General features: G+C 70.4%; 18 protein-coding genes. 5 read left to right on the top strand and 13 right to left on the bottom strand.

Annotated features, from left to right (window positions below; translation table 11 throughout):
• Positions 1–15: 15 nt before the first annotated feature.
• The 10 genes from AX018_RS12880 to AX018_RS12835 all read right to left on the bottom strand — a co-directional run bounded on the left by AX018_RS12880 (position 16) and on the right by AX018_RS12835 (position 7792).
• Positions 16–993, bottom strand: coding sequence for an ABC transporter ATP-binding protein (locus AX018_RS12880; RefSeq protein ID WP_111877686.1), 978 nt, complete (start codon positions 991–993; stop codon positions 16–18).
• A 107-nt stretch (positions 994–1100) separates the two neighbouring features.
• A complete protein-coding gene (locus tag AX018_RS12875; RefSeq protein WP_111877685.1) occupies positions 1101–1379 on the bottom strand; it encodes an STAS domain-containing protein in 279 nt (92 codons plus the stop codon).
• A gap of 22 nt (positions 1380–1401) precedes the next feature.
• Positions 1402–2073, bottom strand: coding sequence for an MlaC/ttg2D family ABC transporter substrate-binding protein (locus AX018_RS12870; protein ID WP_111877684.1), 672 nt, complete (start codon positions 2071–2073; stop codon positions 1402–1404).
• Between the two features lie 146 nt (positions 2074–2219).
• Positions 2220–3002 carry an MlaA family lipoprotein gene (locus tag AX018_RS12865; protein WP_111877683.1) on the bottom strand — a complete coding sequence of 261 codons (783 nt, stop codon included), beginning with the start codon at positions 3000–3002 and terminating at the stop codon, positions 2220–2222.
• Positions 2999–3487 (bottom strand): outer membrane lipid asymmetry maintenance protein MlaD, encoded by a 489-nt coding sequence (mlaD, locus tag AX018_RS12860; RefSeq protein ID WP_111877682.1) that lies wholly within the window; start codon positions 3485–3487, stop codon positions 2999–3001. The genes AX018_RS12865 and mlaD overlap by 4 nt, the downstream gene beginning before the upstream one ends.
• Before the next feature lie 59 nt (positions 3488–3546).
• Positions 3547–4329 (bottom strand): lipid asymmetry maintenance ABC transporter permease subunit MlaE, encoded by a 783-nt coding sequence (mlaE, locus tag AX018_RS12855; protein WP_111877681.1) that lies wholly within the window; start codon positions 4327–4329, stop codon positions 3547–3549.
• Positions 4326–5144, bottom strand: a complete 819-nt coding sequence (locus AX018_RS12850; protein WP_111877680.1) for an ABC transporter ATP-binding protein — start codon at positions 5142–5144, stop codon at positions 4326–4328. The genes mlaE and AX018_RS12850 overlap by 4 nt, the downstream gene beginning before the upstream one ends.
• A 206-nt stretch (positions 5145–5350) precedes the next feature.
• Positions 5351–6163, bottom strand: coding sequence for an amino acid ABC transporter ATP-binding protein (locus tag AX018_RS12845; protein ID WP_111877679.1), 813 nt, complete (start codon positions 6161–6163; stop codon positions 5351–5353).
• The gene (locus AX018_RS12840) at positions 6144–6797 is read right to left on the bottom strand and encodes an amino acid ABC transporter permease (protein WP_111877678.1); all 654 of its coding nucleotides are present in this window, start codon (positions 6795–6797) and stop codon (positions 6144–6146) included. The genes AX018_RS12845 and AX018_RS12840 overlap by 20 nt, the downstream gene beginning before the upstream one ends.
• A 185-nt stretch (positions 6798–6982) precedes the next feature.
• Entirely contained in the window at positions 6983–7792 is an 810-nt protein-coding gene (locus AX018_RS12835; RefSeq protein ID WP_111877677.1) for an amino acid ABC transporter substrate-binding protein, read from the bottom strand.
• A 420-nt stretch (positions 7793–8212) separates the two neighbouring features.
• Between AX018_RS12835 and AX018_RS12830 the strand changes: the two genes are divergently transcribed.
• From AX018_RS12830 to AX018_RS12810, 5 genes are all read left to right on the top strand, one after another.
• Positions 8213–8761 (top strand): sigma-70 family RNA polymerase sigma factor, encoded by a 549-nt coding sequence (locus tag AX018_RS12830; protein WP_415842003.1) that lies wholly within the window; start codon positions 8213–8215, stop codon positions 8759–8761.
• On the top strand, positions 8740–9747 hold the full coding sequence (locus tag AX018_RS12825; RefSeq protein ID WP_111877676.1) for a DUF4880 domain-containing protein: 1008 nt from the start codon (positions 8740–8742) through the stop codon (positions 9745–9747). Before AX018_RS12830 ends, AX018_RS12825 begins: the two co-directional genes overlap by 22 nt.
• A 4-nt stretch (positions 9748–9751) precedes the next feature.
• Positions 9752–12196: a TonB-dependent siderophore receptor gene (locus AX018_RS12820; protein ID WP_111877675.1), complete on the top strand. Its 2445-nt coding sequence runs from the start codon at positions 9752–9754 to the stop codon at positions 12194–12196.
• 100 nt (positions 12197–12296) lie between these two features.
• The gene (locus tag AX018_RS12815; RefSeq protein WP_245951540.1) at positions 12297–14468 is read left to right on the top strand and encodes a TonB-dependent siderophore receptor; all 2172 of its coding nucleotides are present in this window, start codon (positions 12297–12299) and stop codon (positions 14466–14468) included.
• A 272-nt stretch (positions 14469–14740) separates the two neighbouring features.
• Complete coding sequence (locus AX018_RS12810) at positions 14741–15016, top strand: hypothetical protein (protein WP_111877674.1); 276 nt, start codon at positions 14741–14743, stop codon at positions 15014–15016.
• A 66-nt stretch (positions 15017–15082) separates the two neighbouring features.
• Here the strand turns inward: AX018_RS12810 and AX018_RS12805 are convergent, their stop codons facing one another.
• From AX018_RS12805 to AX018_RS12795, 3 genes are all read right to left on the bottom strand, one after another.
• Positions 15083–16561, bottom strand: coding sequence for a glutamate synthase subunit beta (locus AX018_RS12805; protein WP_111877673.1), 1479 nt, complete (start codon positions 16559–16561; stop codon positions 15083–15085).
• 63 nt (positions 16562–16624) lie between these two features.
• Positions 16625–21367 carry a glutamate synthase-related protein gene (locus AX018_RS12800; RefSeq protein ID WP_111877672.1) on the bottom strand — a complete coding sequence of 1581 codons (4743 nt, stop codon included), beginning with the start codon at positions 21365–21367 and terminating at the stop codon, positions 16625–16627.
• Between the two features lie 217 nt (positions 21368–21584).
• On the bottom strand, positions 21585–22292 hold the full coding sequence (locus tag AX018_RS12795) for a transposase (RefSeq protein ID WP_111877671.1): 708 nt from the start codon (positions 22290–22292) through the stop codon (positions 21585–21587).
• Positions 22293–22296 lie beyond the last annotated feature (4 nt).

Below are 22296 nucleotides of genomic sequence, written 5' to 3'. Positions count from 1 at the left end.
CCATGCGGCGCGCGCTCATAGCCGCACCCCGCCTTCGGCCGTTTCCTCGGGCTCGCCGGCCGGCGCGGGCGCATGCGCGGGATCGGGGTAGCGGCCCTCGGCCATCAGGCTGAGGAACACGTCCTCCAGGTCGGCCTTGCGGATCTCGACATCGTGCACGCCGACGCCGGCCGCGCGCAGCGCCGCCAGCACGCGCTCGATGTCGGCCGCATCCTGCGCGGGCAGCTGCACCACGCGGCCCGTGACGCGGGCGCCGCCGGCCAGCGCGGGCGGCAGCGGATCATCGGTCTTGAAGCGCAGCACGTTGGTGGAAGCGGCGTGCAGCAGCTCGGACGTGGTGGACAGCGCGATCATCCGGCCCCGCTTGAGCATGGCGATGCGGTTGCACAGGGCTTCGGCCTCTTCGAGGTAATGGGTGGTGAGCAGCACCGTGTGGCCCGCCTTGTTGAGCCGCGCGACGAAGTGCCACAGCGTCTGGCGCAGCTCCACGTCCACCCCGGCGGTAGGCTCGTCGAGCACGATGATGGGCGGCTTGTGCACCAGCGCCTGCGCCACGAGCACGCGGCGCTTCATGCCGCCCGAGAGCTGGCGCATGTTGGACGTGGCCTTGTCGGCCAGGCCCAGGCTTTCGAGCAGCTCGTCGATCCAGGCATCGTTGTTCTTCACGCCGAAGTAGCCCGACTGGATGCGCAGCGTCTCGCGCACGTTGAAGAACGGGTCGAACACCAGCTCCTGCGGCACGATGCCGAGCCGGCGCCGCGCGGCGGCGAAGTCGGTCCGCACATCGCTGCCCTGCACGAGAACGCGCCCGCCGGACGCCTGCGCGAGGCCCGCCAGGATGCTGATGAGGGTGGTCTTGCCGGCGCCGTTCGGCCCGAGGAGACCGAAGAACTCGCCCTCCTCGATGTCCAGGCTCACGCCGTCGAGCGCCTGGAACGGCCCTTTGGGCGTGGAGTAGGTCTTGGAGACGGACTGGAAGGAGACTGCAGGCATGGAAGCCGGCCATTCTACGGCCCCGGCGCGGATTTGCCTGGCCGCCGCCCCGATGGCACTACGGGCGCGCGGCGCCCGTGGAGAACGTGTTCACGCGCCAAGGGCGCTCACGCCGCCGCGGGGGGCACGAGCAACTCCTGCACCCCGTAGAGGCCCGCGAGCTTTGCCAGCCCCTCGGGCAGTCCCTTGACCTCGAAGCGCTTGTTTTCGAGCAGCACCGCGCGGCGGCATTCCAGCAGCACCGCGAGGGCCGAGGAGTCGAAGGTGGTGAGCGCAGCGGCATCCACGACGAGGATCTCGTCGCGGTGCGCCTTGAGGCCCTGCAGCAGCATGCGCAGGCAGGCCGAGGCCTGCGCGTGGGTCAATTCGGTGGGAAGGACCAGCATGGGCGATCGCGCGGCGGTGCCGTCAGCTCGCCTTCTTGCCGGCGGTACCGGAGGTACCGGCGGCGTTGGCCTTGTTGCGCGCGACCAGCGATTCGATCAGGCCGTCGATGCCCTTGGCGTTGATCTCCTGCGCGAACTGCGTGCGGTAGGTTTCCACGAGCCACACGCCCATCACGTTGAGGTTGTAGATCTTCCAGCCCGCGCCGTCGCCGGGGACTTTCTCCAGGCGGTAGTCGAGCTGGATGGGGTCGCCGCGGCCCAGGATCTCCGAGCGCACCAGCACGTCCTTGTCGTCGGCGCCGGCGCGCAGCGGCTTGACCTCGATGGACAGGTCGTTCACCTGGCTCAGGGCGCCGGCGTAGGTGCGCACGAGCAGGGTCTTGAACTCTTCCTGCAGGCGCGCCTGCTGGTTCGGCGTGGCCTGGCGCCAGCCCGGGCCCACGGCCGCGGCCGTCATGCGGCGGAAGTTCACGTGCGGCAGGATCGCCTTGTCCACCAGCGCGGTGATCTTGTTCACGTCGCCGGCCTTGATGCTCTTGTCGTTGCGCACGGTCTCCAGCACGTCGGTGGACAGGCGCTTGACCAGCGCGTCCGGCGCCTCGTCGGCGGCCAGGGCCGCCACCGGGGCACCCAGCCAGAGCGCGGCGGTGGTGCACAGGACCATCCGGCCCAGGGTACGTCGGCTCATCGTCATGGTTCGTTTCCTTTCTTGAGGCGCGCCCGGGAAAGGCGCACCGGTTCATTCATGCATTCTGTTCGCCGCGCCGCGCGGGCATGCGTCCGCCGCGTTCACGGATGCAAGCAACTGCAACGCAGCGGCCCGCCCACTCACAACGTGTCTCAGCGCACGGGCTCCTCGGGCAGCTTGCCCGCGTCCTCGTCGTAGCGCTCCTCTTTCTTGAGCGAGTCCGCCTGGGCCGCCTGGTTGCGCACCTGCAGGTAGGCGTCGCGCGTGAAGCTGTACTTGTCGAGCGCCGCCGTGTCGAGCACGGAGCTGGCGCGCAGCAGGTTGGCGCGCGTGTTCACGATGCTGAGCGCATAGAGCGCGTTGCGGTCGGACACCGGATCGACGTAGGTGATCAGGTTGCCCTTGGTGTCTACGGGCAGCGCGACCGTGTCGCGCACGGTGGAGGGGCCCAGCAGCGGCAGCACGAGGTACGGCCCCGTGGGCACGCCCCAGCGGCCCAGCGTGAGGCCGAAGTCCTGCCGCGAGCGGTCGATGCCCATCTCGCTGGCCACATCGAACAGGCCGCCGATGCCGAAGACCGTGTTCACGTTGAAGCGCGCGATGCTGTTGAGGGCACCCTCGCCGCGCAACTGCAGCACGTTGTTCACGAAGGACCAGAGGTCGGTGAGGTTGGAGAAGAAGTTGCTCACGCCCGTGCGCACGACGCGCGGCGTCACCTCCGTGTAGGCGGTCGCGACGGGCCGGAGCACGACATCGTCCACCTTGTCGTTGAACTGCGTCATCGTGCGGTTGTAGGGCTCCAGCGGATCGCGCGGATCGGCGTTCGGGCCGCTGGCGCAGCCCGCGAGCAGGAGAGCGGCCACCAGTGCGCAGGCACCGCCGCGGAGGGCACGGGCCCCGGAGGATTGGAACGTGTTGTGCATCGTTGTCGTCATTTCTTGTTGCCGCCCGAGGAGGCCCCGCTGCCCTCCTCTGCCTTGCCATAGAGGAACTGGCTGATGAGGTTTTCCAGCACCACCGCCGACTGGGTGGAGGTGATGCGGTCGCCCTCGGCGAGGTTTTTCTCGTCGGCACCCGCCTGGATGCCGATGTACTGGTCGCCCAGCAGGCCGCTGGTGAGGATCTTGAGCGAGCTGTCCTTGGGGAAGGCGTAGCGCTTGTCCATCTCCAGCGTCACCTGGGCCTGGAAGGTCTTGTCGTCGAACGTGATGGACCGCACGCGGCCCACCACCACGCCGGCGCTGCGCACCGCCGCCTGGGGCTTGAGGCCGCCGATGTTGTCGAAGAGCGCCGTGACCTGGTAGCCCGTCTGCCAGTTGACGCGCAGCAGGTTCGCCGACTGCAGGGCGAGGAAGAGCAGGGCCGCGCCGCCCAGCAGGACGAACAGGCCGACCCAGATATCGTTCTTGGAGTGCTGCATGGTGTATTTCTCTCAATCTCTCTGTGGTTCTTGCGCAGTGGGTGCCGGATGGAGGCGCCTCAGATGCTGAACATCCAGGCGGTGAGCAGGAAATCCAGCCCCAGCACCGCGAGCGAGGCCATGACCACTGTGCGCGTGGTGGCGCGCGACACGCCCTCGGGCGTGGGCTTGGCGACAAACCCCTGCAGGAGCGCGAGGAAGGTGACGGTGACGCCGAAGACGAAGCTCTTGAGCACGCCGTTGCCCACGTCGGCCCACACATCGACGCCGCTCTGCATCTGGCCCCAGAAGGCGCCGGCGTCCACGCCCAGCATGACCACGCCGACGATCCAGCCGCCGATCACGCCCACGGCGCTGAACACGGCCGCGAGCAGCGGCATGGCGATCACGCCCGCCCAGAAGCGCGGCGCGAGGATGCGGCGCACGGGATCGACCGCCATCATCTCCATGGCCGAGAGCTGCTCGCCCGCGCGCATGAGGCCGATCTCGGCCGTGAGCGAGGTGCCCGCGCGGCCCGCGAAGAGCAGCGCCGAGACCACGGGCCCCAGCTCGCGCACCAGCGACAGCGCCACGAGCAGGCCCAGGGCCTGGGAGGAGCCGTAGCGCTGCAGCGTGTAGTAGCCCTGCAGCCCCAGCACGAAGCCCACGAAGAGCCCCGAGACGGCGATGATGGACAGCGAGTAGTTGCCCAGGAAATGCAGCTGGTCGCTCACCAGCCGGAAGCGCTGCAGCGTGGGGCCGAGCAGGCCCACGAGGCGCGCGAACAGCCGCGCGGCGCGGCCGATGTCCGCGAACAGGCTGCGCGTGGCGAAGCCGACGTCGGAAGGTTTCCACCAGCTCATCGCGCACCTCCGCCCAGCGGCCCGAAATCGTCGGCCACCGTGGGGCCGGGATGGTGGAAGGGCACGGGCCCGGTGGGCAGCGCGTGCACGAACTGGTGCACCAGCGGGTCGGTGCTGGCACGCACTTCGTCGGGCGTGCCCTGCGCGGCGACGACGCCCGGGCCCAGGATGACCACGTGGTCGGCCACGCGGAAGGTTTCCTCCACGTCGTGCGAGACCACGAGCGTGGTGAGGCCCATGGCGTCGTTGAGCTGGCGGATGAGCTGGGCGGCCGTGCCCAGCGAGATCGGGTCCAGCCCCGCGAAGGGCTCGTCGTAGAGGATCAGTTCGGGGTCGAGCGCGATGGCCCGCGCCAGCGCCACGCGCCGCGCCATGCCGCCGGAGACCTGGCTGGGCATGAGGTCGCGCGCGCCGCGCAGGCCCACGGCGTGGAGCTTCATGAGCACGATGTCGCGCACCAGCTCCTCCGGGAGATCGGTGTGCTCGCGCAGCGGGAAGGCCACGTTCTCGAACACGCTCATGTCGGTGAACAGCGCCCCGAACTGGAACAGCATGCCCATGCGGCGGCGCGCGGCGTAGAGCCGGGTGGCGTCCATGCGGGCCACGTCCTGCCCATCGAACAGCACCTCGCCCTGCTGCGCCACCTGCTGGCCGCCGATGAGGCGCAGCACCGTGGTCTTGCCGCCGCCCGACGCCCCCATGAGCGCGGTCACCTTGCCGCGCGGGATGGCGAGCGACACGTCGCGCAGGATCGGACGCTCGCCGTACGAGAACGTGACGTTGCGCAGTTCGACCAGGGGGGCGGGCTCGGGCATGCGGAGGTTTCGAGGACAGGAGAAGGCGTGATTGTCACGGCAGGGACCGTTGGCCGTGGCGAGCGATGGTAACGCAAACATACATGCATGGATGTTTGCTATTGCCACAGGCGGCATATCGCTATTTTTCCAGGAGCATCCGACTCCGATGTTTCATGGTAGAGCGCGGCATTTGGCCTGGATTCTGCAAGCGCGCACGCCGCGCCTCAGAGCATGCTGCGAAGGAATGCCTGCGTTCGCGCATGTTGCGGATTCGCGAAGAACTCGGCCGCGGGCGCGGCCTCGATGATCTCGCCCCGGTCCATGAACACCACGCGGTTCGCCACCTCGCGGGCGAAGCCCATCTCGTGCGTGACCACCAGCATGGTCATGCGCTCCCGGGCCAGCGCGCGCATGGTGCGCAGCACCTCGCCGGTCAGCTCGGGGTCGAGCGCCGAGGTGGGCTCGTCGAAGAGCAGGATGTCCGGCTCCATGGCCAGCGCGCGCGCGATGGCCACGCGCTGCTTCTGCCCGCCCGAGAGGCGCCCGGGGTAGCTGTCCTGCTTCTCCAGCAGGCCGACTTTCTCCAGCAGCGCCCGGGCGCGCGGCACGATGGCCGGGCGCGCCAGGCCCTTGACCACCATCGGCGCCTCGATGACGTTCTCCAGCACGGTGAGGTGCGGGAACAGGTTGAACGACTGGAACACCATGCCCATGCGGCGGCCGATGCGGCGCACCTCGGCATCGGGCACGTAGCGGCAGCGCCCGCCCGCGTCGGTGGTGGCGAGCGTCTCGCCCTCGATGGCGATGTGGCCGCGGTCGATGGTCTCCAGGTGGTTCAGACAGCGCAGGAAGGTGCTCTTGCCCGAGCCCGAGGGGCCGATCACGGCCACGGTCTCGCCGCGCCCGAGCGTGAGCGACACGTCGCGCAGCACCGGCACGCCGCCGAAGGCCTTGTGCAGGCCGCGCGCCTCGATCATCGGCGTAGCGACGTCGGCGGCGGCGGCGCGGGAGGGGGCGTCAGGCGTCGTGGCGGGCATAGCGTTGCTCCAGGCGCTGGAAGACCCAGGTGAGCACCAGGGTCATCACGAGGTAGAAGGCGGCGGCCACGATGAACGGCGTGGTCGTGAAGTCGCGCTGCACGATGCCGCGCGCGGCGCGCAGCAGGTCGTTGAGCGCCAGCACGTAGATGAGCGAGGTGTCCTTGACCAGGGTGATGGTCTCGTTGCTCATGGGCGGCAGGATGCGGCGCACCATCTGCGGCAGCACGATGCGGCGCATGGTCTGGCCGTAGGTCATGCCCAGCACCTTGGCCGCCTCGTACTGGCCGCGATCGATCGACTGGATGCCGGCGCGAAAGATTTCGGCGAAATACGCCGCGTAGTTCAGCGCGAAGGCCACCATCGCGGCCGGGAAATCCGGCAGCCGCACCCCGATCACCGGCACGAACGGCAGCGCGAAGTAGATGAACAGCATCTGCAGCATGAGCGGCGTGCCGCGCATGAGCCAGATGTACCCGTTGACCAGCCCCGACAGCAGCCCCCAGCGCGACACGCGCGCGAGCGCCAGCGCCAGGCCCAGCGGCACCGCCAGCGCCAGCGTGATCGCGAAGAGCTTCAGCGTGACCGCAGCGCCCTGCGCGAGCGGCCCCAGAAGTGAAAGAACGTAATCCATCTGCTACGAAAATCCGTGGCTAAACGACTGCGGCCGGCAAGGCCCAGGGCCTCGGCAACCGGCGCGGCCCAGACCAGCAACCGCCGCGCAAGGGCCGCCCCGCCGCGCTGGCGGTGTCCCCCTTCCCGCGCGCCAGCGCGAGAGAAGGGGGAAGCGGCGCAGCCGCTCAGGGGGATGCGCCGAAGTTATTTGATGATGTTCTTGCCAAACCACTGCGTGGCGATGGTCGCGGCGGCGCCATCCTGCTTCATCGCGGCCAGGGCCTTGTCGATGCGGCCCTGCAGTTCGGCGTCGTCCTTGCGCACGCCCACGCCGTATTCCTCGGTGCCGAAGTGCTCGTCGAGCACGGCGTAGTCCTGCGGCTTCTTGGCGACGTAGTAGCGGCCCACCACCTCATCGACCACCACGGCCTCCAGGCGGCCGGTGGAGAGGTCCATGAGCGCCGTCACGTTGTCGCCGAAGGTCTTGAACTCCTTGAACGACTTGAACACGGCGTCGTCCTTCTTGACCGCATCGACGGCGCTGCTGCCCTCCTGCGCGCCCACGACCTTGCCGGCGAGGTCGGCCTTGGTCTTGATCGCGGCCTTGGCGGCCACGACGATGATCTGGTGGTTCTCCATGTAGGGCGCGGTGAAGGCGATGTTCTGCTTGCGCTCCTCGGTGATGGTCAGGCCGTTCCAGAGCGCGTCCACGCGCTTGCCGGAGAGTTCGGCCTCCTTGGCGCTCCAGTCGATGGGCTTGAACTCCACCTCCACGCCCATGCGCTTGGCGGCCTCGCGGGCCATGTCGATGTCGAAGCCCACGAGCTGGTTCTTCTCGTCGCGAAAGCCCATGGGCGGGAAGTTGTCGTCCAGGCCGACCACGATCCGGGTGACGGCGGCGGCGGGGGGCGTGGCGGGCGCGGCGGCGGGGGCGGGCTGGGCGCTTTCGTTCTTGCCGCAACCGGCAAGCAGGGCACCCAGGGACATCAACAGGACGGCGGCGATCTTCTTCATGGCGATGGAGGCCGGCCCGGGGCCGGCGCGTGGCGAAAAAAGGGGGAAAGGGCAAAAAAACAGCGCGTGGCGGCCTGCGGGAGATGGCAGACGGACACGCGCGGGAGGTCTGGAACCAGCCGGTATTGTCCCCGATCGCCCGCGGCCACCCCCACCGGCCAGGCCCGCACGCGCGACCCCGCAGGCCATTTCCCGAACGAAAACCCCTCCATGTCGCCGAAAACACTGCATGAGCAGCTATGTTTTCAATAGCAAACACCCCTCCACCGCGCCGCAGGCCCCGCCCCCTGCCGGATTCATACATGGGATAATGCGAGTCATTTGCATCTGTTTGGCTGGCGCGGGCCCCGGCCCGGCGCGCCATGGCCGGGGCCCCTGCGGCCGCACCGGGCCCGCCGCCCTTTTCCATCGCAACCTCCCGTGGCTTCCGCGTCCGTCCTGACCGCCGCTTCCGCACCCGCCGCCGTGGACGATCTCGGCCGCCTGTACGGGGATCACCACGGCTGGCTGCAGGGCTGGCTGCGCGGCCGGCTGGGCTGCCCGCAGCAGGCGGCGGACCTGGCGCAGGACACCTTCGTACGCCTGCTCTCGCACCGCCTGCGCGGCGCGGGCGAGGCCGCCGCGCAGGCCCCCCGCGAGCCGCGCGCCTTCCTCGCGACGGTGGCCGGGCGGCTGGTGGCCAACCACTTCCGCCGCCTGTCGCTGGAGCGGGCCTGGCTGGATGCGCTGGCCGCGCTGCCGCCCGCCGAGTGGCCCTCGGCCGAGCGGCACGCCATGGCGCGCGAGGCGCTGCACCGGCTCGACGCGGCGCTGGCGGGCCTGCCGGAGCGGGCGCGGCACGCGTTCCTGCTCTCGCAGGTCGAGGGCCTGGACTACGCCGCCATCGCCGCCGAGCTCGGCGTGACCGAGCGCAGCGTGAAGCGCTACATGGCCCAGGCGTTCGAGGCATGCATCCTGGCGGCGGACTGACCGGGGCGGACGGCGGCGCGCCGCCCAGCCGGGCCGCCGTGCGCGAGGCCGCGCGCTGGCTGGCGCGCCTGCACGCGGGACACGCCAGCGCACAGGACCACGCCGCGTTCGAGCGCTGGCGCGCGGCCCATCCCGACCACGAACAGGCCTGGCAGCGCGCCCGGCGCATGCAGGAGCAACTGGGCCTGGTGCCCCCCACGCTGGCGCGCGCCGTGCTGGGCCGCCCCGATGCCCCGGGCCGCCGCCGCGCGCTGCGCGCCCTGGGCGGCCTGGCCCTGGCGCTGCCGGTGGCGCACCTGGCCTGGCGCGAGGCCGGCACGGCCTGGGCGGCGGACCTGCGCACGGGCGTGGGCGAGCGCCGGGAGGCCGCGCTGCCCGACGGCTCGCGGCTGTGGCTCGACACCGATACCGCCGTGGCCCTGGCCTTCGGCCCCGGGGAGCGCAGCGTGCGCCTGCTGCGCGGCGAAGTGCGGCTGCTCGCGGGCACGACGCCCGGGCCCCAGCCCCTGGCGCTGCACACCGCGGCCGGCACGCTGCAGGCCCTGGACGCGCCGCCCCTGCCGCCCGCGCACTTCCTGGCGCGGGCGCTGGACGGCGCGGACTGCCGCGTGACCATGCAGGCCGGCGCCGTGGCCCTGCGCACCGGCCAGGGCCTGGACGCGCGCGTGGACGCCGGCCAGGCCCTGGCCTTCGGCCCCGGCCACCTCGGCGCGGCCGGGCCGGCGGACCCCTTCGCGGGCCGCTGGTCGGAAGGCCTGCTGGTGGCGCGCGGCCAGCCGCTGGGCGACTTCCTGGCCGAGCTGGCGCGCTACCGCCACGGCTGGGTGCAGTGCGATCCCGCCGTGGCCGGGCTGCCCGTCACGGGCGCGTTCCAGATCGACCAGGGCGACGCGGTGCTGGAGGCGCTGCCCCGCTCGCTGCCCGTGCGCGTGCTCTGGCGCACGCGCTACTGGGCGCGGGTGCTGCCCGCCGGCAGCGGGGCCTGACGGCATGCTGCGTGCGGCCCGACAGGCCCGGTGGCACGGCCGCGCGATGGGGCACGGCCTCGCATCGTGGCTGCTCGCGGCGGGGCTGCTGCCGGCGGCCGGCGCGGCGCCGCCGGACGGTGCCCCGGCGGCCGCGCTCGACATTCCCGCCGGCCCGCTGGTCGATCAGCTCGCCGCCCTGGCCGCGCGCGCGGGCGTGACCATCCAGGCCGACGGCGCGCTGCCGCAGGGGCTGCAGGGGATCGCGGGACACGGCGTGGCGGGCCGCTTCTCCGCCGCGCAGGCGCTCGGGCGGCTGCTGGCGGGCACGGGGCTGGCGGCCGAGGAGGTCTCCCCCGGGCTCTTCGTGCTGCGGCGCATGCCCTCCGCACCGGGCGCAGCCGCCCTGCCCGACCCGGACGCCACCGTGCTGCCCGAGGTGCGCGTGGCCGCCCTGCGCCCCGACGGCCCCGAGGGCCCCGCGCCCGGCGCCGCCGGCGGCCCGGCCGCCCACGCCGCCACGCGCCTGGACGTGCCCGCGCTGGAGGTGCCGCAGGCGCTCTCCACCGTGGACCGCGCCACGATCGGCGCGCTGGGCGCCACGCGGCTGGACCAGGTGCTGGACTACGTGCCCGGCGTCTCGCGGCAGAACGACTTCGGCGGCACCTGGGACAACATCGCCATCCGCGGCTTCGCGGGCCACGAGGACACGGGCATGAGCCTGCTGCGCAACGGCATGCAGGCCAACCGGGGCTTCAACGCCCCGCGCGACACGGCCAACGTGGAGCGCTTCGAGTTCCTGCGCGGGCCGATGGCGGCGCTCTACGGCTTCTCGGAGCCCGGCGGCACGCTCAACAGCGTGACCCGCGCCGCGCCCTGGGAATCGGTGCGGGCCGCCGAATGGACGCTGGCCAGCCACGCCGGCCGGCGCGGCGTGCTGGAGCTGGGCGGCCCGCTGGCGGCGGCGGAGGCCGACGAACCGCCGCGCATGGCCTGGGGCCTGATCGCCGTGGCGGAAGACCGGGGCAGCTTCCGCGAGCACGTGCGCACGCGCCGCGAGATGCTGGCGCCGGCCTTCACCTGGAAGCCCGAACCCGGCACGGTGCTGCGCTACGACGGCGAATGGCTGCGCCAGCGCGCGCCGCTGGACCGGGGCGTGGTGGCCATCGGCGGCGTGCCCGGCACGGTGCCGGACACGCTGTTCTACGGCGAGCCTGGCGACGGCGACCTCACGATGGTCAACCAGACCCACCAGTGGCTGCTCACGCACGACCTCGCGCCCGGCTGGCAGCTGCACGCCGGCGCGATGGCGCGGCGCGGCACCATGCGCGGCTTCACCACCTACGGCCACGGCTACGGCGAGGCGCTGGCCGACCTCGACGCGAACGGCTGGCTCTGGCGGCAGCGCCGCTGGCGCGACTTCGCCTCCACCGACCTGTCGGCGCAATGGGACCTGCGCGGGCAGTTCACCGACGGCGGCGGGCGCGCCCACGCGCTGCTGCTGGGCGCGGAGGTGTTCGCCTTCGACATGGACCAGCTGCTGCTGCGCAACCCCGAGGGCGGCTGGCGCGACTACGGCATCGACGTGCGCCACCCGGTCTACCGCGACGTGCTGCCCGCCACCACCGACACCCTGCAGTCCACGCGCGAACGCCAGCGCGGGCAGGGCCTGTACCTGCAGGACCAGATCGCGCTCGCGCCGCGCTGGCGCCTGCTGCTGGGGCTGCGCCACGACAGCTTCCGCCAGACGATGGACAACCGCCTGGTCGGCGCCACCCAGCGCCAGTCGCAGGGCGCGTGGTCGCCGCGCGCGGGCCTCACCTGGCTGCCGCGCGCGGACTGGGCGGTGTACGCGAGCGCGGGGGCTTCGCTGCGGCCCAACGTCGGCGTGGACGCGAACGGCGCCCCGTTCAACCCCGAGAAGGGCCTGGCGCGCGAGGCGGGCGTGAAATGGCAGCCCGCCGGCGGCCGCCTGGGCGCCTCGCTGGCGGTGTTCGACGTGGTCAAGCGCAACGTGCTGGTGATCGATCCGCAGCACACCGACCACAGCATTGCGGCAGGCCGCGTGCGCAGCCGGGGCCTGGAGGCGGAGCTGAGCGGGCGGATCGCGCCCGCCTGGCGCGTGGTGGCCGGCGCCTCCTGGCTGCGCGAGGCGCTGCCGCAGTTCCCGCGCGCGAGCGGCAGCGTGCTGCTGGCGCGCGACTGGGCGCTGGCGGACGGCGGCGAGGCCTCCGTGGGCCTGGGCCTCACCCACGTGGGCGCGCGCACGGGCGACGCGGGCTCGCCGCGCCTGCCGGCCTACACCACCGCGCGCCTGCTGGCCCACTGGCAGGCGGCGCGGGACTGGCGCCTTTCCCTGCAGGTGGACAACCTCTTCGACCGGCGCTACTACGCCAGCGCCTACCACAGCGTGTGGATCACCCCCGGCGCGCCGCGCAGCGCCTCGCTCACGCTGCGAAATACATTTTGATACACAAAAGGCCGCACCGGCCTGTCCCCTGCGGCGCGCGCCGCGTGTCCTCCCTCTCGATCGCCACCTTCTGCATCCACCACCGAGAGGAGAGATTCCCATGCACCGCATGCGCCCCGCATGTTTCCGCCATCCGTCCCGCGCCGCGCGCCGCCGCCGGCTCGTCGCCACGGCCCTCGCCGCCCTCGCCCAGGCCGTCGCCCTCTCCAGCGCCCAGGCGCAGCAGGCCGCGCCCGAGGCCCAGTTGCCCGCCACCGAAGTCGTGGGCCGCCAGCAGTCCGGCCAGTACCACGCCCAGGAATCCGAGGGCGCCACCAAGACCGAGACCCCGGCCCTCGAAGTGCCCCAGGCCGTGCGCGTGGTCACGCGCCAGTTCGTGGACGACCTGGGCGCGCTGCGCCTGGACGACGTGCTCGACTACGTGGCCGGCGTCTCGCGCCAGAACAATTTCGGCGGCACCTGGGACAACATCGCCATGCGCGGCTTCGTGGGCCACGAGGACATGGGCATGGGCCTGCTGCGCAACGGCATGCCGGCCAACCGCGGCTTCAACGCCCCGCGCGACACGGCCAACGTGGAGCGCTTCGAGTTCCTCAAGGGCACCATGGGCGCGCTCTACGGCAACAGCGAGCCCGGCGGCACGGTAAACGTGGTCACCAAGCAGCCGCTGTGGCGCGCCGCGCACTCGGTGGAGGCCTACTACGGCAGCCACGACGCCAGGCGCCTCGCGCTGGACACCACCGGCCCCATCGGCGGCAGCGAGACCGAACCCGCGCGCCTCGCCTACCGCCTGAACGTGTCGGTGGAGGACAAGGACAGCTTCCGCGACTTCGTGCACAGCCGCCGCGAACTCGTCGCGCCCGCCCTCACCTGGAAGCTCACGCCCGACACCGTGCTGCGCTACGACGGCGAATGGCTGCGCCAGCGCGCGCCGCTCGACCGCGGCGTGATCGCCGTGAACGGCCGCGTGGGCGCCGTGCCCACCTCGCGCTTCTACGGCGAGCCGGGCGACGGCGACATCACCATCGACAACCAGACCCACCAGTTCTTCCTGGAGCAGGCGCTCTCGCCCGACTGGAACCTGCGCGCGGGCCTGCAGTACAAGCGCGGCACGCTCTCCGGCCTGGCGAGCGAATCGCACCAGTACGGCCCCGCGCCCTGCCAGACCTCGATGGACACCACCGGCTGGCTCTGCCGCCGCCTCATCGACCGCGACTTCCGCTCCAACGACACCACGGTGCAGCTCGACCTGAACGGCCGCTTCGCCACGGGCGCGCTGCGCCACGAACTGCTCGTGGGCGCCGAAATCTCGCGCTTCCGCATGGACCAGACCATGATGACCCAGGCTGGCGGCGGCCGCTTCGCCTACGGCATCAGCGTGTTCGATCCGGTCTACGGCGCCGTGACCCGCCCGGCCCTCACCGTGCCCGCCATCGACCGCACGGTCAATGACCGCACCACCGCCTTCTACGTGCAGGACCAGATCGCCCTCGCGCCGCAGTGGAAGCTGCTGGCCGGCCTGCGCCACGACCGCTACCGCGGCGAGATCAACGAGCGCAGCGGCGGCGGCATCACCCGCCAGGAGCCCAGCGCGACCTCGCCGCGCCTGGGACTCACGTGGCTCGCGCAGCCCAACCTCGCCGTCTATGCCAGCGTGGGCAAGTCCTTCCGCGCGCAAGCGCAGACCACGGCCTCGGGCCAGCCCATCGAGCCCGAGATCGGCACCGCGCGCGAGGCCGGCGTGAAGTGGGAGAGCGCCGACCAGCGCCTGGGCGGCAACCTGGCCGTCTTCGACATCCGCAAGCGCAACATGGCCACCTGGGACGACGACGGCGTACACCTCGTGCCCCTGCCCGGCACCGTGCGCAACAAGGGCCTGGAGGCCGAACTGGCCGGCTGGGTGGCCCCGGGCTGGCGCGTGGCCCTGAGCTACACCTACCTGGACGCCGACCCGCAGATCACCCAGTTCGCGCGCCAGAGCGCCAGCGCCTTCGTCACGCACGAGCGCGCGGCCCCCGGCGGCGGCCTGCTGGGCGTGGGCGCGGGCCTGACCCACGTGGGCGCGCGGCGCGGCGACACCGGCGAGCCCCGCCTGCCCGCCTACACCATCGCCAAGCTCACCACCTACTGGAACTTCGACAAGCGCCTGCGCCTGTCGCTGGACGTGGACAACCTGTTCGACAAGACCTACTACCACAGCGCCTACAACCGCGTGTGGGTCATGCCGGGCAGCCCGCGCCAGATCACGCTGGGCATGCAGTACAAATTCTGAGCCGGATGGGCCACGAAAGTGGCTCCATGTCGCCGTGAACACTGCATGGATTGCTCCTTCTTCAATAGCAAACTCGAAAACCGCGCATGCAAGCGCTTATCGGGTATGCAGCAGGCCCCCGGGGCCGGCATAGAATCCGGCCGTCCCCGCGAAAGGGGACACCTGGGGGGCTCCGGAACACCGGCGCCCCCCCGGCAAATGGCCGGGAACGCAAAGGCTCGCACGTCCCCGGCGCCACTTCCAAGCGACCAACATCAGAGAGGAAACCAACCATGTCCAACAACAGCATCCCCGGCGGCTGGACTGCCTTCAACTTCGACCTCACCCCCGAAGCCAAGAAGGTGTTCACCGAAGCGGTCAACCTCGTGGGCGTCACGTACACCCCCTTCGCCTTTGCCACCCAGGTGGTCGCAGGCACCAACTACTCCTTCCTGGCCAAGGCCCAGACCGTGGTCCCCAACGCGCAGACGCGCGTGGTGAAGCTGCACATCTACCAGCCGCCGCAAGGCCAGCCGCACATCACGCAGATCATCGATATCCAGCCCTGAACGGCTGCATCGCCCAGAAAAAATGGCGCCGACGGGCGCCATTTTTTTCGTCCCACCGCAGGGGAATCAGCGCGGCAGGTCGGAATACCCCATCAGGAACTCGTCCACGGCCCGCGCGGCCTGCCGGCCCTCGCGGATCGCCCACACCACCAGCGACTGGCCGCGCCGCATGTCGCCCGCGGCGAACACCTTGGGCGCGCTGGTGGCATAACCGCCGGTGAAGTCGGTGGTGGCCCGGGCATTGCCACGCGCGTCCTTGTCCACACCGAAGGCTTCGAGCACGGGGGCGACGGGGCTCACGAAGCCCATGGCCAGCAGCACGAGGTCGGCCTTGAGCGTCTGCTCGGAGCCGGGCACCTCGACCATCTTGCCGTCCTTCCATTCGACGCGCACGGTCTTCAGGCCCGTGACCTTGCCCTTCTCGCCCAGGAATTCCTTGGTGGCGATGGCGAACTCGCGCTCGCAGCCCTCTTCGTGGCTGGAGCTGGTGCGCAGCTTGTAGGGCCAGTAGGGCCAGGTGAGCGGGCGGTTCTCGACCTCGGGCGGCTGGGGCATCAGCTCGAACTGCGTCACGCTCGCGGCGCCGTGGCGGTTGCTGGTGCCCACGCAGTCGCTGCCGGTGTCGCCGCCGCCGATCACGATCACGTGCTTGCCATCGGCGCGCAATTGGCCCTTGAGCTTGTCGCCCGCATTGATCTTGTTCTGCTGCGGCAGGAACTCCATCGCGAAATGGATGCCGTCCAGGTCGCGGCCCGGCACGGGCAGGTCGCGGCTCTGCTCGGCGCCGCCGGCCAGCAGCACGGCGTCGAACTCGGCCTGCAGCTGCTCGGGCGTCACGGTTTCCTTGGCCCAGTTGGTGACCTTGGAGCCCTTGCCCAGGCCGTCCTTCGCGGCGCCGACGAACACGCCGGTGCGGATGTGGACGCCCTCGGCCTTCATCTGCTCGGCGCGGCGGTCGATGTGCGACTTCTCCATCTTGAAGTCGGGGATGCCGTAGCGCAGCAGGCCGCCGATGCGGTCGTTCTTCTCGAACAGCGTCACGTCGTGGCCGGCGCGCGCGAGCTGCTGCGCGGCCGCCATGCCCGCGGGGCCCGAGCCCACCACGGCCACCTTCTTGCCGGTCTTGTGCTTCGCGGGGCGGGGCTGGATCCAGCCTTCGGCCCAGGCGCGGTCGATGATGGCGTGCTCGATGGACTTGATGCCCACCGCGTCGTCGTTCACGTTCAGCACGCAGGCGGCCTCGCAGGGCGCGGGGCAGATGCGGCCGGTGAACTCGGGGAAGTTGTTGGTCGAATCCAGCACGGCCCACGCACTCTTCCAGTCCTGCTGGTACACGAGGTCGTTGAAGTCCGGAATGATGTTGTTGACCGGGCAGCCGTTGTTGCAGAACGGCGTGCCGCAGTCCATGCAGCGCGCGCCCTGGATCTTGGCCTGCGCCTCATCGAGGCCGATGACGAATTCCTTGTAGTGCTTCAGGCGCTCGGGGGCGGGGCGGTAGCCCTCCTCGATGCGCTCGTATTCCATGAAGCCGGTGGTCTTTCCCATGATGGTGTGTCCTGTCGTTGGTGCGGTGCGAAGCGTTGCGTCGTCGGAGCGTGGGGCCCGGCCTTACTTGGCCGGCACCGCCACGCGCGCGGCGGCCGGTGCGGGGTCGGCCACCGGCGGGGTGGACGGCTCCTGCAGCGCCTGGCGTTCATGGATCTCGGACAGCGCGCGCTTGTACTCGGTGGGGAACACCTTGACGAACTTCGCCCGCGAGGCCGCCCAGTGGTCCAGCAGCTCGCGCGCGCGCTTGCTGCCCGTCCAGCGGTTGTGGTCCTCCAGCATCTTCTTGAGCTGCGCCTCGTCGGTCTGGCCGCGGTGCCAGATGCCGGCATGGGTGGTGGACATCTGCTCGTCGGAGGGCAGGATGCGCTCCAGCGTCACCATCGACAGGTTGCAGCGCGTGTGGAACAGGCCGTCCTCGTCATAGACGTAGGCCACGCCGCCGCTCATGCCGGCCGCGAAGTTGCGGCCCGTCTTGCCGAGCACCACCACCGTGCCGCCCGTCATGTATTCGCAGCCATGGTCGCCCGTGCCCTCCACCACCGCGGAGGCGCCCGAGAGGCGCACCGCGAAGCGCTCGCCGGCCACGCCGCCGAAGAAAGCCTCGCCGGTCGTGGCGCCGTACATCACCGTGTTGCCCACGATGGTGTTGCGCACCGTGTCGCCGCGGAAGTCGATGCTCGGGCGCACGATCACGCGGCCGCCCGAGAGGCCCTTGCCCGTGTAGTCGTTGGCGTCGCCGATCAGGTAGAGCGTGATGCCGCGCGTGAGGAACGCGCCGAACGACTGCCCGCCCGTGCCTTCGAGCTGGATGCGGATGGTGTCGTCGGGCAGCCCCTCGGGGTGCTCGCGCGTCACCGCGCCCGAAAGCATCGCGCCCACGGAGCGGTTCACGTTGCGCGCCACCTCGATGAACTGCACGCGCTCGCCCTTCTCGATCGCGGGGCGGCTGCGCTCGATGAGCTTGCGGTCCAGCGTGTGGTCGATGTTGTGGTCCTGCTTGTCCACGTGGAAGCGCGGCACGTCGGCGGGCACCTGCGGCTGCGCGAAGAGGCGGCCGAAATCGAGGCCCCGCGCCTTCCAGTGGGCGATGCCGGCGCGCATGTCGAGCAGGTCGGTGCGGCCGATCAGGTCGTCGAACTTCGCGATGCCCAGCTGCGCCATGATCTGGCGCACTTCCTCGGCGATGAAGAAGAAGTAGTTCACCACGTGCTCGGGCTTGCCCGAGAACTTCTTGCGCAGCTCCGGGTCCTGCGTGGCCACGCCCACCGGGCAGGTGTTGAGGTGGCACTTGCGCATCATGATGCAGCCCTCGACCACCAGCGGAGCGGTGGCGAAGCCGAACTCGTCGGCGCCCAGCAGCGCGCCGATGGCGACGTCGCGGCCGGTCTTCATCTGGCCGTCGGCCTGCACGCGGATGCGGCCGCGCAGGCGGTTGAGCACCAGCGTCTGCTGCGTCTCGGCCAGGCCGATCTCCCAGGGCGAGCCCGCGTGCTTGATGGACGACCAGGGCGAGGCGCCCGTGCCGCCGTCATGCCCGGCGATCACCACGTGGTCGCTCTTGCACTTGGCCACGCCGGCCGCGATCGTGCCCACGCCCACTTCGGACACGAGCTTGACCGAGATGTCGGCGTGCGGCGCGACGTTCTTCAGGTCGTGGATGAGCTGCGCGAGGTCTTCGATCGAATAGATGTCGTGGTGCGGCGGCGGCGAGATCAGGCCCACGCCGGGCACGCTGTGGCGCAGCTTGCCGATGTAGTCGGTCACCTTGCCGCCGGGCAGTTGGCCGCCCTCGCCGGGCTTGGCGCCCTGGGCCATCTTGATCTGGATCTGGTCGGCCGACGACAGGTATTCGGCCGTGACGCCGAAGCGGCCCGAGGCCACCTGCTTGATGCGGCTGCGCAGCGAATCGCCTTCCTGCAGCGGGAGATCGACCTCGACGTTGGCGGCGCCGATCACGCTCTTGAGCGTGTCGCCCTGCTTGATCGGGATGCCCTTCAGTTCCTGGCGATAGCGCGCGGCGTCCTCGCCGCCCTCGCCGGTGTTGCTCTTGCCGCCGATGCGGTTCATGGCCACGGCCAGCGTGGCGTGGGCTTCGGTGGAGATGGAGCCCAGCGACATCGCGCCCGTGGCGAAGCGCTTGACGATCTCCTTGGCGGATTCGACCTGCTCCACGGGGATGGCCTTGGCCGGGTCGAACTTGAACTCGAACAGGCCGCGCAGCGTCATGTGGCGGCGGCTCTGGTCGTTGATGATCTGCGCGTATTCCTTGTAGGTGTTCCAGTTGTTGGCGCGCGTGGAGTGCTGCAGCTTGGCGATGGCGTCGGGGCTCCACATGTGCTCTTCGCCGCGCGCGCGCCAGGCGTATTCGCCGCCCGCGTCCAGCATGGTCTCCAGCACCGGGTCGTCGCCGAACGCGGCCTTGTGCATGCGGATGGCTTCCTCGGCGATCTCGAACACGCCGATGCCCTCCACGCGGCTGGGGGTGCCGGTGAAATACTTGGCGATGGTGTCGGTGTTCAGGCCGATGGCCTCGAACAGCTGCGCGCCGCAGTAGCTCATGTACGTGGACACGCCCATCTTGGACATGATCTTGGAGAGGCCCTTGCCGATGGCCTTCACGTAGTTGTAGATGGCCTTCTCCGGCGACAGGTCGCCGGCCAGGTCCTTGTGCATGTCGGCCAGCGTCTCCATGGCCAGGTAGGGGTGCACGGCCTCGGCGCCGTAGCCGGCCAGCACGCCGAAGTGGTGCACCTCGCGCGCCGTGCCGGTCTCCACCACCAGGCCCGCCGTGGTGCGCAGGCCCTCGCGCACCAGGTGCTGGTGGATGGCCGAGAGCGCCAGCAGCGCGGGAATGGCCACCTGCGTCGCGCTCACGGCGCGGTCGCTGATGATGAGGATGTTGGCGCCGCCCTTGATCGCGTCCACGGCCTGCGCGCACAGCGACGCGAGCTTGGCCTCCACGCCCTCGCGACCCCAGGCCAGCGGGTAGGTGATGTCGATCACCGCGCTCTTGAACTTGCCCTGCGTGTGCTGCTCGATGTCGCGCAGCTTGGCCATGCCCGCGAAATCGAGGATGGGCTGGCCCACTTCGAGCCGCATCGGCGGGTTGACCTGGTTGATGTCCAGCAGGTTGGGCTTGGGCCCGATGAAGCTCACGAGCGACATCACGATGGCCTCGCGGATCGGGTCGATCGGCGGGTTGGTCACCTGCGCGAAGAGCTGCTTGAAGTAGTTGTAGAGCGGCTTGTTCTTGCCCGAGAGCACGGCCAGCGGGCTGTCGTTGCCCATGGAGCCGATGCCCTCCTCGCCGTTGCGCGCCATGGGCGCCATGAGGAACTTGATGTCCTCCTGCGTGTAGCCGAAGGCCTGCTGGCGCTCCAGCAGCGGCAGCTCGGCCGGCAGCGCGGCCACGGGCGCGTCGCCGCCCACGCTGTCGAGCTTGATGCGCAGGTTCTCGATCCACTGCTTGTAGGGCTTGGTGTTGACGATGTTGGCCTTGAGCTCGTCGTCGTCGATCATGCGGCCCTGCTCCAGGTCGATCAGGAGCATCTTGCCGGGCTGCAGGCGCCACTTGCGCACGATCTTGTTCTCGGGCACGGGCAGCACGCCCGATTCGGAGGCCAGGATCACGATGTCGTCGTCGGTCACGCAGTAGCGCGAGGGACGCAGGCCGTTGCGGTCCAGCGTGGCGCCGATCTGGCGGCCGTCGGTGAACACGATGGAGGCCGGGCCGTCCCAGGGCTCCATCATCGCGGCGTGGTATTCGTAGAAGGCGCGGCGGCGGCCGTCCATGGTGGTGTGCTGCTCCCAGGGCTCGGGGATCATCATCATCACGGCCTGGCTGATGGGGTAGCCGGCCATGGTCAGCAGCTCCAGGCAGTTGTCGAACGTGGCGGTGTCGGACTGGTCCGCGAAGCTGATGGGGTAGAGCTTCTTCAGGTCCGGGCCCAGCACGGGCGAGGCCATCACGCCTTCGCGCGCGCGCATCCAGTTGTAGTTGCCCTTGACGGTGTTGATCTCGCCGTTGTGCGCCACGTAGCGGTACGGGTGGGCGAGCGGCCACTCGGGGAAGGTGTTGGTGGAGAAGCGCTGGTGCACGAGGCCGATGGCCGAGACGCAGCGCGCATCCTGCAGGTCGAGGTAGTAGGTGCCCACCTGGTCGGCCAGCAGCAGGCCCTTGTAGACCACCGTGCGGCTGGACATGCTCGGCACGTAATACTCTTTGCTGTGCTTGAGCTTGAGGCTCTGGATGGCGGCGCTGGCCGTCTTGCGGATCACGTAGAGCTTGCGCTCCAGCGCGTCCTGCACGATCACGTCGTTGCCGCGGCCGATGAACACCTGGCGCAGGATCGGCTCCTTGTTGCGCACGGTGGGCGACATCGGCATGTCGACGTTCACCGGCACGTCGCGCCAGCCCAGCAGCACCTGGCCCTCGGCCTTGATGGCACGCTCCATCTCCTGCTCGCAGGCGAGGCGGGAGGCGTGCTCCTTGGGCAGGAAGATCATGCCCACGCCGTACTCGCCGGCGGGCGGCAGGACGACGCCCTGCCGGGCCATCTCCTCGCGGTAGAGCGCATCGGGGATCTGGATCAGGATGCCCGCGCCGTCGCCCATGAGCTTGTCGGCGCCCACGGCGCCGCGGTGGTCGATGTTCTCCAGGATCTTGAGCGCCTGGGTCACGATGTCGTGGCGCTTCTCGCCCTTGATGTGGGCTACGAAGCCCAGGCCGCACGCGTCGTGCTCGTGGGCGGATGCATAGAGACCGTGCTGCTGCAGGTGCTGGATTTCGGCGGCCGTCGTCATGGGCGCTCTCCTCAGGGAAAAAGAATCGCAGGGAGCCCGAGGTTAGTGCATGACTTTATGCATTTCAAGTATTTTAATTAGGGTCAGATGATGAATACATGCAAAACAAAATACCTGACTATTTTATTGGGGACAGATTTATCGAAAGCAGAGAAAGCCTCGTGAGGGAAACAAGGAATGCGAAAAACACCCGCCCGCCCGGACAGGCGTGGCGGGCTCAATCCTCCTGCGGCGCCGCGTCGCTCTTGCGCGGACGCCCGGGGCGACCCTTGGTGACGCGGCGGGAGGTCTGCCCCTGCAGCGCGGCCACGAAATCCGGCCCGCCCAGCGCCCAGCCCGACAGCGTGGCCCCGGTGATCGCCGCCTGCTCGGCCGCGCCCAGCCCCGTCTGCACCAGGGCGGCATACGCGGCCTCGCGCGCGAACGGCGTGTTGCCCAGCGCCCAGTACAGGGCATGGGGCGTCACCAGCCGGTCGGGGCGCAGGCCCAGCGCATGGGCATGGCTGGACCAGGGATAGTCCGCCGGCTGGGCCACCAGCCCGGCGCGCACGGGATTGAGGTCGATATAGGCCATGCACGCCAGCAGGTAGCGCCCGGCCTCCACCACCGTGGAGCGGTAGCGCCCCTCCCACAGCGTGCCGCTGCGCCCGTGGCGCTGGTTGAAGGTGCGCACATAGCGGCGCCCCACGGCCTGCATCAGCAGCGGCAGCCCCTCGGCCGTGCGCGGCGTGGCCAGCAGGTGGAAGTGGTTGTCCATCAGCACGTAGGCATGCACCGCCACCCCGCACGCCCGGGACTGCTCGGCCAGCAGCTCCAGCAGGGTCTCGCGGTCCTGCCGGTCCACGAAGACCACCTGCCGGTTGTTGCCCCGGTGGATGACGTGGTGCGGATAACCGGGCAGGGTCAGGCGGGGAAGGCGTGCCATGGAA

Source organism: Paracidovorax anthurii, from assembly GCF_003269065.1.
GTDB lineage: Bacteria > Pseudomonadota > Gammaproteobacteria > Burkholderiales > Burkholderiaceae_C > Paracidovorax > Paracidovorax anthurii.
Note: the sequence above shows the minus strand (reverse complement) of the source record. Positions and strands in the feature narration are given on the sequence as shown.